Annotated in this window: 14 protein-coding genes; all 14 read right to left on the bottom strand. The window is 52.0% G+C overall.

Annotated elements, in window-relative coordinates:
- Nucleotides 1–314 precede the first annotated feature (314 nt).
- Nucleotides 315–1,181: an ABC transporter ATP-binding protein gene (locus tag M1D61_RS02490; protein WP_458121047.1), complete on the bottom strand. Its 867-nt coding sequence runs from the start codon at nt 1,179–1,181 to the stop codon at nt 315–317.
- 174 nt (nt 1,182–1,355) lie between these two features.
- Nucleotides 1,356–2,381, bottom strand: a complete 1,026-nt coding sequence (locus M1D61_RS02485; protein WP_458121046.1) for a FecCD family ABC transporter permease — start codon at nt 2,379–2,381, stop codon at nt 1,356–1,358.
- Nucleotides 2,378–3,433, bottom strand: a complete 1,056-nt coding sequence (locus M1D61_RS02480) for a FecCD family ABC transporter permease (RefSeq protein ID WP_458121045.1) — start codon at nt 3,431–3,433, stop codon at nt 2,378–2,380. Before M1D61_RS02480 ends, M1D61_RS02485 begins: the two co-directional genes overlap by 4 nt.
- Before the next feature lie 360 nt (nt 3,434–3,793).
- A complete protein-coding gene (glsA, locus tag M1D61_RS02475; RefSeq protein WP_458121044.1) occupies nt 3,794–4,735 on the bottom strand; it encodes a glutaminase A in 942 nt (313 codons plus the stop codon).
- A 266-nt stretch (nt 4,736–5,001) separates the two neighbouring features.
- On the bottom strand, nt 5,002–5,487 hold the full coding sequence (locus M1D61_RS02470) for a DMT family transporter (RefSeq protein WP_458121043.1): 486 nt from the start codon (nt 5,485–5,487) through the stop codon (nt 5,002–5,004).
- Between the two features lie 96 nt (nt 5,488–5,583).
- The gene (locus M1D61_RS02465; protein WP_458121042.1) at nt 5,584–6,009 is read right to left on the bottom strand and encodes a DMT family transporter; all 426 of its coding nucleotides are present in this window, start codon (nt 6,007–6,009) and stop codon (nt 5,584–5,586) included.
- A 367-nt stretch (nt 6,010–6,376) separates the two neighbouring features.
- Nucleotides 6,377–8,020 carry a DEAD/DEAH box helicase gene (locus tag M1D61_RS02460; RefSeq protein ID WP_458121041.1) on the bottom strand — a complete coding sequence of 548 codons (1,644 nt, stop codon included), beginning with the start codon at nt 8,018–8,020 and terminating at the stop codon, nt 6,377–6,379.
- Between the two features lie 197 nt (nt 8,021–8,217).
- The gene (locus tag M1D61_RS02455) at nt 8,218–9,666 is read right to left on the bottom strand and encodes a SulP family inorganic anion transporter (protein ID WP_458121040.1); all 1,449 of its coding nucleotides are present in this window, start codon (nt 9,664–9,666) and stop codon (nt 8,218–8,220) included.
- Nucleotides 9,667–10,067: 401 nt separating this feature from the next.
- A complete protein-coding gene (locus tag M1D61_RS02450) occupies nt 10,068–11,738 on the bottom strand; it encodes an ABC1 kinase family protein (protein WP_458121039.1) in 1,671 nt (556 codons plus the stop codon).
- 1 nt (nt 11,739) lies between these two features.
- The gene (locus tag M1D61_RS02445) at nt 11,740–12,063 is read right to left on the bottom strand and encodes a phasin family protein (protein ID WP_046212791.1); all 324 of its coding nucleotides are present in this window, start codon (nt 12,061–12,063) and stop codon (nt 11,740–11,742) included.
- A gap of 198 nt (nt 12,064–12,261) precedes the next feature.
- Nucleotides 12,262–12,927 (bottom strand): ThuA domain-containing protein, encoded by a 666-nt coding sequence (locus tag M1D61_RS02440; protein ID WP_458121038.1) that lies wholly within the window; start codon nt 12,925–12,927, stop codon nt 12,262–12,264.
- A gap of 290 nt (nt 12,928–13,217) precedes the next feature.
- Nucleotides 13,218–13,544 carry a hypothetical protein gene (locus M1D61_RS02435; RefSeq protein ID WP_458121037.1) on the bottom strand — a complete coding sequence of 109 codons (327 nt, stop codon included), beginning with the start codon at nt 13,542–13,544 and terminating at the stop codon, nt 13,218–13,220.
- 460 nt (nt 13,545–14,004) lie between these two features.
- Nucleotides 14,005–14,706, bottom strand: a complete 702-nt coding sequence (locus tag M1D61_RS02430) for a pirin family protein (RefSeq protein ID WP_458121036.1) — start codon at nt 14,704–14,706, stop codon at nt 14,005–14,007.
- A 221-nt stretch (nt 14,707–14,927) separates the two neighbouring features.
- The gene (locus M1D61_RS02425) at nt 14,928–16,907 is read right to left on the bottom strand and encodes a methyl-accepting chemotaxis protein (RefSeq protein ID WP_458121035.1); all 1,980 of its coding nucleotides are present in this window, start codon (nt 16,905–16,907) and stop codon (nt 14,928–14,930) included.
- Between the last annotated feature and the right edge of the window lie 151 nt (nt 16,908–17,058).

The raw sequence follows: 17,058 nt of genomic DNA, 5'->3' as shown, positions 1-17,058 counted from the left end.
ATTCACAGGCTTTGAATGGGATGAATCTATGCTGCTTTGTGCTTGTGAATCATTTCACCTTGTAGTCTTATTATATTGTGATTTTTATCACATTACAAGAGATTTTGGTAACGTTCATACTTTGTTCATAATTTCACAATTGTATAGTGATGTAGTGTATTGACTGGGATAGCTGCACCTCATCCACTACTGGGGTGAAAGATACTTTGACGAAATTGAAGTTCTTTGCATTCGATAGAGGGATTGAATTAAAAAGCCGCTTCTACTCGGTGAGTTCCGAGTAGAAGCGGCTTTCTCTTGTTATAGTGTGTAACTCAGTTCTGGGCAGCGGTGCGCAGTTGGGTGTACTGGCGGACTTCCTGTACCTGCTGCTCGGCAGCTACTGCAGCCTGTACATTGCCTGCAAGAGCGTACGGCAGACACAAAGGCACGCCGCTGCGCGGGTCGACGACGATATCAGCTTCGATGCCGAATACGTTTCGCAGAACGTCGCAAGTCATGACTTCGACCGGTGATCCTTCGGCGACGGCTTTGCCCTGCTTGATCGCGATCATATGGTGGGCATAGCGGGAAGCATGGTTCAGGTCATGCACGACCATGATAATGCTGCGGCCGGAGGTGGCGTTAAGCTTCTCCAGCAGCTGCAGCACTTCCAGCTGATGCGCCATATCCAGATAGGTTGTCGGCTCGTCGAGGAACAGAATCTCCGTATCCTGTGCCAGCGACATGGCGATCCAGGCGCGCTGGCGCTGACCGCCGGAGAGCTGGTCGATCGGACGATCGTGGAAGTCCATCATGCCGGTCGCTTCAATCGCCCAGGATATCTTTTCCCTGTCTTCAGCCTTCATCGAGCCAAATCCCTTCTGGTAAGGGAAACGTCCGTAGGAGACCAGTTCGGTCACGGTCAATCCTTCCGGAGCGGTCGGTGTCTGCGGCAGAATCGCGAGCTGCTTGGCGACTTCACGGGTAGATTGCTTATGGATTGATTTTCCGTCGAGCAAAACAGCACCTGCTTTGGGCTGCATAATACGTGCCATCGTCTTCAGAATCGTGGATTTCCCCGATCCGTTCGCACCGACCAGCGCAGTAATCTGGCCCTGTGGAATCTGGATATTCAAATCCTCCACAATCAGACGGTCTTCATAGGCAATGTCCAGCTTGGACGTCATCAAACGCACCATAGTTCATCCATCCCTTTCAGTCGGCAGCAGATCCGTATGCTGTGCCGCTTTATATAATAGTAGCAAATTATCCGGCAGTATCAGGTGTTGCTGAAAATGGCTCTGCCAGGCAGATGCCGTATATATGGGCTTACATGTAACGTTTCGGTCATTGTCCCATACTTCTGCAGAAGATCAGGCTCTGGAACGGGCCAGCAAATACAGGAAGTACGGGCCACCGATAATCGCGACCATGACGCCGGCCGGAATCTCGGCATTGTCCATCAGTGTCCGGCCGACCATATCGGCGATCAGCAGCAGCACCGCTCCGATCAGGGCAGACACCGGGATGACATGCTCATATCGCGGTCCAACGAGTCTGCGGGCAATATGCGGACCCAGCAGACCGATAAAGCCAATTCCGCCGCTCACCGCTACACACGAAGCGCTCAGTGCGACCGCGATAATCAGCAGCAGCAGACGCTGCTTGTTCAGATACGAACCCAGCCCTGTCGCCGTATCATCGCCGAGCGAGAATACATTGAGCTGTCTTGCCTTCCATAAGGCGGCTGGCAGCAGGACGACAATCCATGGCAGCAGCGCAAGCACGAATTTCCAGCTGCTGCCCCAGATACTGCCTGCCTGCCAGGTTGCAATAAAGTTGAATTCATTCGGGTCCAGCTGCAGGGTCAGCACGATCATCAGTGCGTTGATCCCTGCTGCCAGGGCTATCCCCGACAGCACCAGCCGCGAAGACGAGATGCCCTTGTCCTTTTTGTAGGCCATCAGATAAATAATCGCCGCCGCTGCAAAGCCGCCGATCAATGCCAGAAACGGCATAAACATCGGTGAAGCGGACTCGCGCATCGGGTTCGTGACGACGAACAGCACAACCGCAAGTCCCGCTCCGGAGTTGATTCCGAGAATCCCAGGATCGGCCAGCGCATTCCGGGATACCCCCTGTAAAATAGCACCCGCAATCGCCAGCCCCGTACCGACGAGCAGCGCGATAACAATACGCGGCAGCCGGAATTCAAACAGGATCAGATTGTCCCGTGGTGTACCGCCGCCAAACAGCGTTCGCAGCACTTCTATCGGTGACATTTTGGTAAAACCTGTATTCATGCTGAGCAGCAGTGTAATAAATGCAATTACGATCAGCGCGACGATAGTAATCGTCGTGCGAATCGTACGTTTACGGTTAAAAATAATCGGATTCAAAAGGTATCCCCCACTTTCTTCCGAATGACATAGAAGAAGTAAGGAACCCCGATCAGGGCAATCAGCGCGCTCACAGGTTGTTCGGTCGGCGGATTCAGCAGCCGTCCGAACGTATCGGCAAACACAAGCAGCAGCGCGCCCAGAATCGCAGAAGTCGGGATGACCCATTTGTAATCGACGCCGACCAGTGCACGTGCCGCATGGGGAATCATCAGACCGATGAATCCAATCGCACCGACCGTGGAGACAGAAGCTCCTGCCAGTACCATGACCACCAGTACCGCGCCGAGGCGCACCAGACCGGTACGCTGACCGAGCCCGGAGGCGACATCATCGCCCAGACTGAGAATCGTTATCGACCGGGACAGCAGTAGTGCCCCGATCAGAGCACCAGCAATCCATGGCCAGAGAATATCAACCTGTGACCAGGTCACCCCGGCCACACCACCTGCATACCAGAACGCAAGGTCCTGGGAAATCCGGAAATACAGCGCGATCCCTTCAGACAGCGCGACCAGCATCGCCGCTACGGCGGAACCCGCCAGCGCCAGACGAACCGGTGTCAGTCCGCCTTTGGCAATCGAGCCGATACCATAGACGAGTACCACGCTAATCGCCGCTCCAATAAAGGAAAACATGATCAGCTGGTTAAAGCTAAGTCCCGGGAAAAAAGCAAAGCACAGCGCCAGCATAAACCCGGCACCGGCGTTCACCCCAAGCAGCCCGGGATCGGCCAGCGGATTGCGTGTCATTCCCTGCATCAGCGCACCAGCGACTGCAAAAGCGGCGCCGACAAGCGCACCGGCAATCGCCCGTGGAAGGCGCAGCTCCCAGATCACCTGATGATCTTGATTGGCCGGGTTAAATGCGACGATCGCCTGCCAGACCACGTCCAGTGGGATCTGCCTACTGCCCTTTGCGACCGAAAAGGCCAGTCCGGCCAGTAAAAGCACAAGCCCGCCAATGATAATCAGCAGCGCTGCATAAGGACGCGACCAGATTTCTTCCTTCGGCGAGGTCTGCCGGCCTTTCACAAACGTACTGCGAGTCATAAGCAAGCCTCTTTCTGCATCAGTAATGGATGATAGTATGAAAAAATAGTTGATTGTCTGTTGGATTGTGAAAAAGTGTTAATTCTTCATGATAATTTCATCTATTTAAAGATACTGATAATCATTATCACTTGTCAACCGATATCGCGAAAAAGCCGCCTAAATTCCTACGGATTGCAGGGAAGTTGGGCGGCAGACTTTGGTGGTGGGGAATGAAGCGTTCCTATTATTTACGTTCCTGCTCGATGGGGAACAGTTCATTCAGGCTGTTCATATTTTTGTTCCATATGCAGTGTGCAGGACTACCAAATGAATTAGTGGTCCGCTTGTGCACTGTTTACCTTTTATATTTCAATCGACTCAGAACAGGCTCCAGCTGAATTCCTTGGACAGGCGCTCCAGCAGATGCACACCGGCGATACTGTTGCCTTTGCTGTTCAGTGATGGACCTACGACGCCGATGCCGTACTGTCCGGGCACCAGGGCGAGGATGCCGCCGGACACGCCGCTTTTCGCCGGGATGCCGACGTCGATGGCGAATTCGCCGGAAGCATTGTACATGCCGCAGGTGACCATGAATGTCTTGGCGATCTGCACGTAGCGGCGCGGGATCAGCTTCTCCCCATTGCACGGATCTACTCCGTCAAAAGCCAGAACCAGTGCCATCCGTGACAGATCCGCACAGTTAACTTCGATCGAACAGTGCTTGAAATAGACAGACAACACATCCTCCACCGGGTCCTTGAGTACGCCATTTTGCTTGAGGAAGTAAGCAAGTGATCGGTTCAGGTCACCGGTCTCCAGCTCGGAATGGTAGACGTCCATATTGTAATCCAGCCCGTTATTACCAGCGAGCTTGCGGAAAAATTGCAGGATGCGATCGGATTTGTCTTCCGGACTGTCTCCGGCAATCAGCGAAGAGACGGTAATCGCTCCTGCATTGATCAGCGGGTTAAAGGGAATGCCCGGCTCGACCAGCTCCAGCTTGATCATGGAATTAAAATCATCGCCGGTCGGCTCCTTACCTACATTATAGAAAACCGCTTCTTCGCCATGGTCCATCAGGGCGAGAATCAGGGTAAATACTTTGGAAATACTCTGCATCGTAAACGGAATTCCATAATCTCCTGCCGAAATCGTCTTGCCCTGGGAATCGGCGACAAAAATCCCCAGCGTATCGTGGGATGCTTTGGCCAGTTCGGGAATGTAGGAGGCAACCTCCCCCTGTCCTGTACGCAGCCGGCTCGTTTCCAGCCACTCCGGCAGCAGGGTCTCCATTTTCTCCATATGCTCTATACTCATTCGCAGTTCTCCTATCTGTTCAAATTTTATCTATCGTTAGCTTAGCATTGTATTCGGCAACTTCATAATATCTTTTCACTTCAATTCCATCCCAATGAATCAGTATTGCAGCAGGTGTCTCTGTTATCCGGCAGCCGGATCGATGACACGCTTCGTACGTTAACTGCCTGTATGACCAACCACCGCCTGTATGACAGACAGCAAAAATCTCCCGGCATACGAGCTGCCGGGAGACTTTTCGTCCTTATTTCCTCATTCCCAAATGCTTAATTCTGTGGCTGGGAAGACGGGTTGGTTTCTTCCACATGTGTCTTGCGTCTACCGCCAAATTTGAAGACGAGAATACCGGCGACCACGACCAGTACCCCGATAATTTTGCCGGGTGTCAGCGGAATCTGTTCCAGACCGAGCCAGCCGGCCGAATCGAACAGCAGCGCCGTTGCCAGCTGGGCGATCAATACGATTGAGGTGGAGAAGGTCGGGCCGAGCAGTCGGATGCCCTGTACCAGACAGAACACGACACCTACGCCGATCGCTCCGCTGATCCAGTACCACAGCTGCATATGCTGAAGCGAAAAGGTTCCTTTTCCCTCAAAAATCAGACTCGCTGTCAGTGAAGCGATAAATCCCATGCCCAGTACCAGCGTAGTCGTCGCCCAGGAACCTGCACGGGCGTTCACCTGATTGTTAAAAACGGTCTGCAGACTGACCAGTGAGCCGGCGACAACCGCCAGCAAAATACCTAAAATCATGAGTGTACACTCCTTATTGGTTCATTATTATGTCTTGATCCCCTATCATTTATGCCTGTGGACCGGTAATGCCATTGGTCCTGTTCCTGTCTATCCTTACAGCTTGAGAATGACCACGCCGCCGATCATCATCAGAATGCCGATAAACTGTGGTACCGTCATCTTCTTCCGAACCACGCCAAACCAGCCTCTCAGATCGATCAAAAAAGTCACACACAGCTGGGCAATCAGCAGCGCAGACACCGTCAGTGTCACTCCCACATACTGAATCGCCATCACTTCACTGTAAATAATAACCGAAGCCAGCGCACCGCCAAACCAGTACAGCGGCTTCACCTGCTTGAATCCCTGCCAGCTGCCGTCCCTTACAACGAGCAGCACCAGTGCTGCCAGAATAAATCCGGTCAGCTGGGTAATCGTAGCTGCCTGCCATGTGCCGATATCCTGACTGATCCGGTTGTTGGCTACACCCTGCAGGGTAATGCATGCGCCGCCCAGCAGGGCAAAAATGATTCCTTTCATGCGGTTATGATTCCTCCCATATTCCTGTATGATCGCCGGAACGGTCCGATTCCCTGTCTTCGGCTCCATCTCCTGGCGCTATCTATTTCTATTCTGTCCATAGCGGATCTACTGTCTATTATACGAACAGCTGCCTATCCGATGAAAAGGACATGTGTCCCAGCGGTGTATTTATCCCATTCGGCAAAAGAGTACCTGCGACGCAGTTCAGCTGCTGCCTGCCTGTTTACAGACCATTTATTCCACCCGGCATATCAAACAGCCCCTTATACAGACAAGGGGCTGCCGGGATACCTATTCAAATCAGCATATGCTTACCCTTTTGCAGGAGCTGCATGATCCTGTCTATCCGAATCATTGACGGCGATTAACGTTTGCCGCCGCGGCCTCTGCTGTCGGAACTGCGGCCGGATTGGCCTGGACGGCTGCTTGCTTGGCGACTGCTGCCTGGACGGGATGACGCGCTGCCACCTTTACCGCCGCTCTTGCCGTACTCGCGGGTACGACCACCTGCACTGGCGCCAGAACCTTTTGCTGCTTTGGTGGAATCACGACGGAATGAACCGGATTCATCGGTACGACGTGCCATAGCGCCTGTCAGCGTGCTGGTCGCTTTGGCTGGACGTGCTGAATTCTCGCTGCGCTTATTCTTGCCGCCGCGTCCGCCGGTACCTGTGCTGTCAGCGCCGGAAGCCGGACGATCGGAAGGACGCCCGCTGCCGCGTCTGCCACCGGCACGGCCGGATGGCTCATCACGGTAACTGCCGCGTGCTTGACGGCTGCCGTTCTCACTGCGTTTGTTTTTGCCGGTACGACCGCCTGCGCCGCCGGTACGTTGGGACTTGGGACGAACATTGGACAGCAGTTCGCCGGAGTCTTCCGACTGTGCGGAGGTCTGGGAGATCTCGCGCGGCAGTTTCTGACTCGTCTGGCGTTCGATCTGTTCCAGTTCCTGACGGTCATGCGGCGTTACAAAGGTAATCGCACGGCCTTTGCCGCCTGCACGGCCTGTACGTCCGATCCGGTGAATATAATATTCCACATCCTGAGGGATATCATAGTTGAATACGTGGGTAACCCCTTCAACATCGATACCGCGTGCAGCCACGTCGGTAGCAACCAGCAGCTGCAGTTTGGCCTCACGGAATGCTTTCATAACCTGCTCCCGCTTGTTCTGGGACAAATCGCCATGCAGCTCGTCCGAGGCGTAGCCCATCTGCTGCAGCTCTTCGTTCAGCGCAGCAGCCCGGCGCTTGGTCCGGCAGAAAATAACGGCCAGATACGGACGTTCCCGTTCAATATATTCACGCAGTGCAGCCAGCTTGCCGCGTGGTGTACATTCCACGACCAGCTGACGGATCAGATTGAGCGGTACGGTTTCTTCCGTACCGACACGGAAATCGCGTGGTTTGCGCATATACTGGGCGGACAGACGGCGGATACCATCCGGCATCGTCGCAGAGAACAGCATTGTCTGGCGGGATGGGGATGTCGCCATAATGATCTGTTCCACTTCCTTGAGAAAACCCATATGCAGCATCTGATCGGCTTCATCGAGCACGAGCGTACGGATCTTGGTCATATCGAGTGTACCGCGGCCCATATGGTCGAGCAGACGTCCCGGTGTACCTACGACCAGATGACAGCCGCCTTCCAGTTTGCGCAGCTGACGTTCCACATCCTGGCCGCCATAGGCAGCGAGAATACGAACACCTTCGTAGGCATCTGCCAGCTTGCGGGCTTCGGTAGCGATCTGCAGAGCCAGCTCGCGTGTAGGTGCAACGATAAGCGCCTGCGGTGCGCCGGTTACATTCAGATTCAATTTTTCAAAAATGGGCAGCAAAAAGGCCAGTGTTTTACCTGTACCGGTCTTCGCCTGTACGATTGCATCTTCGCCGTTCATCAGCGCAGGGATAGAAGCTTCCTGAACTTCGGTCGCCTCGGTAATTCCGTTGACGGCCAGCAGTTCAACCGCCGCTGGCGAGATGCCGAATGAATTAAAATTTTTCAATGATTTCACCTGTCTTTTCATATTGTATACCATGCAGCATTCGTAAAAAGAAGCACCGGCGTGATACCGATGCTTCTGCATCTGTCCGTGACAGATACCATTATGATCATCCGCAGCCCAACACAGGCTGCAGCCTGAGATTACCGACCATTCTAACGACAGCTATAGCGTCAATATAACGTTTATTTCCCGCCGCGTCAATGCCCGGAAGGGGCAGAACGGCCGAGTTTTTCGTACAATTGGCGACTTTCTTCATTCAGACCGCGAATATGAACCTGCTTGCCCAGCTGTTCATATTTTTCCTTGAGCTTGCCGATACCGATGACCGCCGAATGATCCCAGATATGGGAGCGGGCAAAATCGATCGTAATCTCCTTGGAATCGTCCGCAGGAGCGAAGTGATCCACAAACTGGCTCATGGTGCCAAAGAACATCTGTCCACGCACCTGATATACCCGATGCGCAGCGGTGGAGTCTTCCGCTTCGGTAATGTCCAACTGTGACATTTTCCAGCCAAACCGCAGTGCGCTCATCACAACACCGACGCCCACACCGATCGACAGATTGTCGGTCAGTACGACGATCACTACCACTGTTACCATAATGACCGCTTCGGCGAGCGGAATCTTGTGAATCGTCACGAGCGAATTCCAGCTGAATGTGCCGATGGAGACCATGATCATGACACCGACGAGCGCTGCCATCGGCACTTCGCGGACGATCGTCCCGAGTACGACGAGCAGCACCAGCAGGAAAGCTCCGGCGATAAAGGTAGACAGTCTGCCCCGTCCGCCGGACTTTACATTAATGACCGACTGGCCGATCATGGCGCAGCCCGCCATTCCGCCAAAGAAGCCGCTCACGATATTCGCAAGCCCCTGTCCCTGTGCTTCGCGGTTCTTGTTGCTGCGTGTCTCAGTCATCTCATCGACAATGGTTGCAGTAAGCAGCGACTCGAGCAAGCCGACAAAAGCAATCGAGATCGAATATGGCAGTACCGTAATAAACAGATCCCAGCTGATTGTCACAACCGGCAGATGGAAAAATGGCAGCTGATTGCTCAGCTCGCCCATATCACCAACCGTACGCACGTCCAAATGCAGGAAGTACGTCAGCAGCGAGACGATAATAATCGCCACCAGCGGAGCAGGCATCGCCTTCGTGAACAGCGGCAAAATGTAGATGATCGCCAGCGTCAGCGCTACCAGTGCATACATCAGCCAGTTCGCTCCGACAAACTGCGGCAGCTGGGCCGAGAAGATAACGATTGCCAGTGCATTGACGAATCCGGTCATGACGGATTGCGGGATAAAGGTAATAAACCGCCCGATCTTGAGCCAACCGAGTATAATCTGGAAAATCCCCGCCAGAATCGTCGCGGCAAACAGATATTCCACACCATGCTGGGCGACCAGCGTACCGACCAACACGGCAATCGCTCCAGTCGCCGCCGAGATCATACCCGGACGGCCGCCTGCGAACGAAATAACAATTGCAATACAGATGGAAGCATACAGGCCGACCATCGGATCGACACCTGCAATAATGGAGAAGCCAATCGCTTCCGGTATAAGGGCCAGGGCTACAGTAATACCGGCAAGTACATCCGTGCGGATATTACCGAACCATTGTTGCTTGTAGTTCATGATTTTCCTCTTTCAGACATGTGACAACGATCCGATTGAATGGGTACAACTTCCGGACGTTACTGATCAGATGAAGCACAGTGCTTGTTTGATTTGAAATGGCTTTCCTCTCGCAGGAAACCCGGGTCCGTGGCAAAGATAGATTTTCATTATAACTAATTTTAAGCAATGTCTCTACTATTAATTGCTGTATCGCCGGATTAATTAAAATGTAAGCGTAACCAGTTTTGTATAACAAAAACGCCCTGTCCAAAAGGCAGTAACCAAAACATTACCGTCTTTCGGACAAAGCGCATGATAAGCCTACAGGCTGAACATATTTTCGCATTCAATCAGGTCTATCTGTCGGAGAGCAGCTGATCCAGCTGACCGCTCGGTCTTCGGGCAGCAGAGGATCTGTACTAAAATCGTCCTGACCTGAAAATGACGACCAGCAGCCAGATTACCATCAATGTGGCAATGGCAAAGCCGATCTCCACAACAGGCAGTCCCCATAGAATCGGTGTCTGATCCCTCAGGGACGAACCGATAATCAATCCGACCATAATGATGCTGAATGCCAGCAGCACGATGCTAAAGGCGAGCCGATTGCTGATCTGGTCCATCTTATGCAGCAGCTCCCCGAGCTCTGGCACGCTGACTTCCACCTTGAGCTTGCCGGAGCGGATCACCCGTGACAGCTCGGACGCCTGACGCGGCAGATCGGTGAGAATTTCTACCGCCTGGAATGCACCATCCGTAATCCGCTGGCGGATCTTGCTTGGACTGTAGCGCTCACTGAGCAGCCGGCGGCCAAATGGCTCCGCCATATTCAGAATGCTCAGTGACGGGTCTAGCCGCTCAATGACACCTTCCAGCGTGATTAGCGCCTTACCGAGCAATGCCAGATCGGTCGGAATATCAATCTTGTACTGGCGGATAATCGCGAACATCTCATTCAGCGCTTCTCCGAGATCGATCTGGGAGAACGGCAGATCATAATACTTTTCCCGCAGCCGCTCCAGCTCATTACGCAGCGCAGACATGTTAATATCCTCGGGCACAAATCCGAGCCGCATGACGGCCCGGACCATGCTATCTGTATTTTTGCGCAGCAGGGCGATGACAAAGCCGGCCATGCCGTTCTTCGTATCACTGCTTAGCCGGCCCATCATGCCAAAGTCCAGATAGGCGATCCGCCCATCACGCAGTGCCAGCAGATTGCCCGGATGCGGATCGGCATGGAAAAAGCCGTCGATAAAAATCTGCTGCAGCATCGAGTCCACGAGGCGCTGGGCCACATCTGGCAGCTTCAGTCCCTGCTCCACAATATCATCCGGCTTCCCCATATGAATGCCGTCGACAAATTCCATGGTTAGAACGCGGGCAGATGTGTAATTCCAGTACGTTTTCGGAATATGAATCCGGCGGTCTTTTTCAAAATTCTGACCGATCCGCTCCATATTACGGCCTTCAATATTATAGTCGAGCTCTTCGCGCATGGATTTGGAGAACTCTTCGATGATTTCTTCTACATTATACTGGGCGACCCATTCCAGATGACGCTTGGCCAGTGAGATCAGATCCTGCAGAATCTCCAGATCCCGCTGTACTACACGGGATACGCCTGGACGCTGTACTTTGATCGCCACCATTTCACCCGTATGCAACTTACCCAGATGCACCTGCCCAATCGAGGCGGCAGCCACCGGTTGTTCCTGAAAAGTCTCCAGCATCTCTTCCAGACTCATACCCAGCTCCAGCTCAATAATCTGGCGTGCCTCTTCTCCCGGAAAAGGCGGTACCTGATCCTGCAGCTTGACCAGTTCATTAATGACGTTCTCAGGCAGCAGATCCGAACGTGTACTCGCGAGTTGTCCCAGCTTGACAAAGGTAGGACCCAATTCCTCGAGCACAAGGCGAATCCGCTCCGCAAGTGTACGAATGCCGTGGACATCACGGCGTGCCAGCTTCAGCGGAATCGCCAGCATACGGTGAAGTCCCATCTCTTCGACCATATAACCAAAGCCATGACGCATGAGCGCCATGGCGATTTCCCTATACCTTCCGGCATGCCGGATATGCAGAGACATCTTATAACAATGGCGGCTGCTGCTGTTCCTGCTCAGCCAGACGCTTTTCCAGAACAGTAATCCGCTGCTGTAATTGTTCGACGGTTTCCTTGGTCGGAATATCCAGCTCGGTCAGCATTTTTTGGATCTGACCACGCATCCAGTCCTTCATCTGATTCTGTTCTTCCGCACCACGGTCCATCAGACGATCAACCAGTGCACGGGATTCGGATGGGGCCAATTCTCCGCGTTTGACCAGATCATTTACCGCTTTTTCTACCTTTTCCTTACTAACTACAGTAGCACCCAGTCCCAGGGATAACGCTCTTTTGAACAAATCGCTCATCTCTATTCCTCCTGACATGAAGTAAAGTACGGTCAAGGCTCAACAACAATCAGCTGCATATTGGCATACTCCGGTAAAATCATCTTTACCGGCTCATGGCAACATGTCCATGCATGGTCCATCTCTCTCTAGTATAACGGTTTGGCAGCCATATGCCTAATCCGGTATAACCTGAACTCCCGGTAGGTTTGTGCCCGCTCAATCGCAGCCTGCGACCCAGCAGATACTCTGCGCAATCATAGTCCGGCATTCCGGATAGGCAAAGGAAGCCGCATGGTGTCCAGGCATCAGATATACGGTGCGTCCCAAGCCATAATGGGAACACCAGGCTGCCGGCCAGGTATCGCCATTCATCGTGTATTCCATCAGAATGGTTCGTTCCACACCCGGCAGCAGCGTGAATTCATAAGGTTCCTCTTCCATGACGAAGGAATGGATTCCCTTCATAATCGGATGACCCGGTGAAGCGATGTGCATCTCCAGTGCACCGTATTCCTCATGGCCGCCATACTGCGCGCCCATCAGCTGCCTGAGCTCATAACTGGTCTCCTGGAGCGAGACACCGCAGTGGAGTATCATCAATCCGCCTCCATTTACTACATATGTAATAATGCCGGCTGTGTGTTTGGGGTTGATTTTCTTGTTAAATGCATCGGTGTAGACAATGCAGAGGTCATAAGCTTCCAGACGTTCCATATCCAGCATATCGTAATCATCCGATACATGCAGTTCCCAACCCTGCGGCATCAGTTCGCGAACATGGTTCTCGATCTGATCCAATGGATGGTAAGGGGCATCCTCCCCATAATCTCCGATCAAAATCGCCTGCCTGGCCTGCGATTTATCACCATTTTGTATGTTCATAATACGGACAACTCTCCTTCACTGCATAGTATAAACGCATCTGCCAAGGATCTGCCCCTGACTCTTTGACAACAGATCAACATATACCGTAATCTTATATGCCGGTGACAAAACCATTCTTCATACCTGACAGAGCCTTCTCTTATGTCCTTACCCGCATTTCCGTTAAATGGTACAGATTATTTAAATTTAATCTTTTTTCCAATCTCTCAAACTATCCGCACAACATAAAACACGGCCTCATCAGATCACTGACGGGCCGCTGCTAAAGGATCATCGTATGCAGACGGTTACTTGCGTACCGCTGGTTTTTTACGGGCAGGTTTACGGTTTTTCTCCTGTTCGGCAGCTACACGGATTGCTTCTTCCGCACGGTCCTGATCGAACTGAAGCTTATCGGCTGCCTGTTGTTTGCGCTTGGCTTCATACGCTTTGTAAAGCGTATCCTGTATCTCCGGCTTGTCAATTTTCAGATGAGTGCCAAAAGCATCGGGGAATACAAATACTTTGCGTCCCACTTCCTCGGAGAACATCACGGTGATTCGTTCATCATCGTTCTCCAGCACCTTTCCGACACCAAACTGCTCATGCATTACCTGTTCATCCGTTAAATTCATACGCTTGCCTCCTGTGGCCGCTGATCGGGCCTATTGATGAAGCTGCTTGCCTGGATTAATCCTTCTGTCTCCGGTGTGAAAATTTCAGCACAGAGGCTGCATTTCCCGAGCCGGACCTATACTAAAATTGCTATCTGCATACCGGCAGCAAGTACATGTGAGGATTGAAGATAGCAGCTGAAAACAGTGTGCCCAAACGGTGAAAGTGACGGCAAAAGGCCATCGTTGAGAGGTTAAGTGATGCAGGATTTTAGACGTGTCCATAAAAAAATGCAGATCAGCCGGAACCCATTTGAGTGAAATAAGCGGTCTTTCCTGCAATCATTAGAAGTGTATCTATTTAATTAGAGCACATATGTTCGAAGAAAGTCAAAGGATTTGTTTGGCTCACGCCCGGTAATCGGTCGGTAAATAGCGAATCCTCACAGCAATCTACAGATTCTTTTATTCGTTCTCCTCCTCAGGGCAAATCGATCAGCAGGAAAAATACCGCTTCTTCCGCCTGCAGCTGCAGACGGCTTTCCCGCTCCAGCCGGGCTGCATCCCTGCGACTGAGTACCTCTTCATTATTAAGCCGCAGGGCACCATGGATCACGAACAGATAGGTACGCCGATTCGGCTTTTGTACAAACTCGATCTGCTGCCCTTTTTCCAGACGGCTCAGGTAAATGGTCAGATCCTGGTGGATCGTAGCCTGATGCTCTCCACCCTGGCGGCTGACCACTGGCAGCAGACGACCGCTTAGTGAAGCCGGATTGTAGGAAGCACTCATATAGGACGGTTCCAGACCGCTCGCTTCCGGTTCAAACCATAGCTGAAGCAGATTGCAGGCCGTCTCGTTGGATGCATTATGCTCGGTATGCACAATACCTTTGCCTGCAGATATGCGCTGAATGCCTCCGAATGAACTGACCGTCATATTGCCGATATTATCCTCATGCCGCAGCTGCCCCTGCAGCACGATCGATACGATCTCCATATCGCTGTGCGAGTGCGCCCCAAATCCATAACCCGGTGCGATCATATCGTCATTAAATACACGCAGTGCGCCAAATCCCGTATTGACAGGGTCCTGATACTCCCCAAAGGAAAAGCTGTGACTTCCGCGCAGCCATTCCTCTTCAAAATGAAATCGTTCGCTTGCCGGATACAATGTGATCATATCTGTTCCTCCCCGAGACTGTCGCTTGTGAACGGTCGGACAAATGCCAAGCCGTCCTTTTCGCCAAATATTAACCATAGCTTACTATTATGATGCAATAGTTCTGCAAAGGGGCAGCTATACGCTGCAGCAAAAAGCAGCCGCTGCTCCTCATACATATATGGAGCAGCGGCTGCAAGATTAAACAACCAAGATCTATTTTGTTATGAGGTTACCTGTTCTTATAGTTTGAAACGTGATACGACGTGCTGCAGCTGTTCGGCCAGACGTGTCAGATCGGTTGCCGCGCTGGACACTTCCTCCATCGAAGCAAGCTGCTGCTGCGCTGCTGCAGAGATCGTCTCGGTATTGCTGGCGGACTGGTCAGAGATGCTGGCGATTTCTTCAATGGAAGCGACCACTGCATCGGCTTCACTGTTCAGCTGATCGGTTGTGCCGGACACATCATCCATTTTGCGGGATACGGCCTTGATCGAGCGGTTGATTTTGGAGAACGAACGGCCGGACGTATCGACCGCGATAATACCGCCTTCCACGTTCTGCTTGGCCTGTGCCATAACATCCAGTGATTGGGTAACCACACCCTGCATACCGGTAATCAGATCACTGATACGCTGTGCGGAATCGCCGGATTCGGAAGCCAGCTTGCGAACTTCCTCTGCGACAACGGCAAATCCCTTGCCATGTTCACCTGCTCTGGCTGCTTCGATCGAAGCGTTCAGGGCCAGCAGATTCGTCTGCTTGGCAATATTACGGATCAGATCGACGATACTATCAATCTCGGAAGACTGATTGTTCATCTGTGTAATTATTTCGCTCAGCTTGTCGACGGTAAGCTGAATCTCATATATTTTCTGTACCACATCAATTACGGATTCATTTCCTTTGACAGCGGCTTTGGCAGCGTCATTCATCGTCTGGCTGACTTCATTGACATGACTGGAAATTTCCGCTACCCGCTCGGACATTCGCTGGATAGCAGCAGCTCCCTGATTCACACTCGCCACCTGACGTTCGCTGCCGGTCGCCACTTCCTGAATCGCCATTGTTACATGCTCTACCGAGCGTCCTGTTTCTTCGGCACCGGCAGCCAGCTCTTCGGAAGCCGAGGAGACATTGTCGGTGGTATCCTTGACGTTCTCAATCATATCGCGCAGGCTGTTCACCATACCGGCAAAGTCCCGCGCCAGGTCTCCAATTTCGTTATTTTTGCTCTGATCGATTTCTACCGTCAGGTCACCGCCACTGATGAGTGTGGTTGTCTGACGAAGCCGCTGAATCGGCTTCATAATCATACGGATACAGAAGAAGACGATAATGGCAGCGATCAGAATAGAGATACCTACAATTAGAATGGCTTGGTTACGGACAGGCTCTACCGCTGTATCCACTTCACTCGTATACATGGTTCCGGCAATTTTCCAGCCCGTTGTCGGATTGGTCAGGAATACCATCTGTTTGGGACGGTTCTCAAAAGTATAATCAATCTTGCCATGATCCTGACTATACATGGTTGGCAAATAGCCACCTGTTGCTTTTTCACCTGGCTTGCCATTACGGCTAACCACATAATTCTGGTCCTTGTCGAGTACAATCACATATCCTTCAAGGCCGACCTGAATATCTGCCTGCTTGGCGATATTTTCCAGGTTCAGCGAGATACCCAGTACGCCGGAATTATCCGGGAGGGTACGCGCAATTACAACGACCGGCTTATTGCTGGAATTGATCACGACAGAAGTCATGACCGTTGTCCCCGGTGCAGCAATAGCCTGCTTGTACCAGTCACGCTCACGCGGATCATATCCATTCTCATTTTCCTTCGGAACACCACGGATCATCGTACCATCAGGCGTACCTACAAATACATCAATTGCTTCCGGATGCAGCTTAATATACTGCGTTAGCCGGGAAACAATCTGCGGACTCAGCCGCCCTTCGATCATGGACTCGTTAAATAAGCCCGACAATACTTCCGCATCATGGAACTTGGCATCCAGCGAGCTGCTTACAAAATTATTCGCTGTCTTCACCGTTTCATTGGCACTGGTAATCAGCTGGCTGGCTACCTGTGCCTTGGCATTATTGTACATACTGATACTGATCACAAGACTCGGGGCGAGCAGCACAATCGCAAACGCCACAATAAGCTGATTGCGGATTGACCAGCGTAGCTTAAGCCTTTTGAATTTCTTCCCCATGTATTTCACACTCTTTCCTCTAAGTAATATATACGGCTCTTCTATAAATAGAGCTGGCAGTACCCATAATAATGTATATATCGCCCAATCCATGTTAATTATTTAGATAATCACCGAAACGAATCGAAATTTGGTGAAAGTTCGACACATG

This window comes from Paenibacillus sp. Z6-24, from assembly GCF_054161335.1.
The sequence above is the reverse complement of the archived record's forward strand: the minus strand, read 5'-3'. Positions and strand labels throughout refer to the sequence as shown.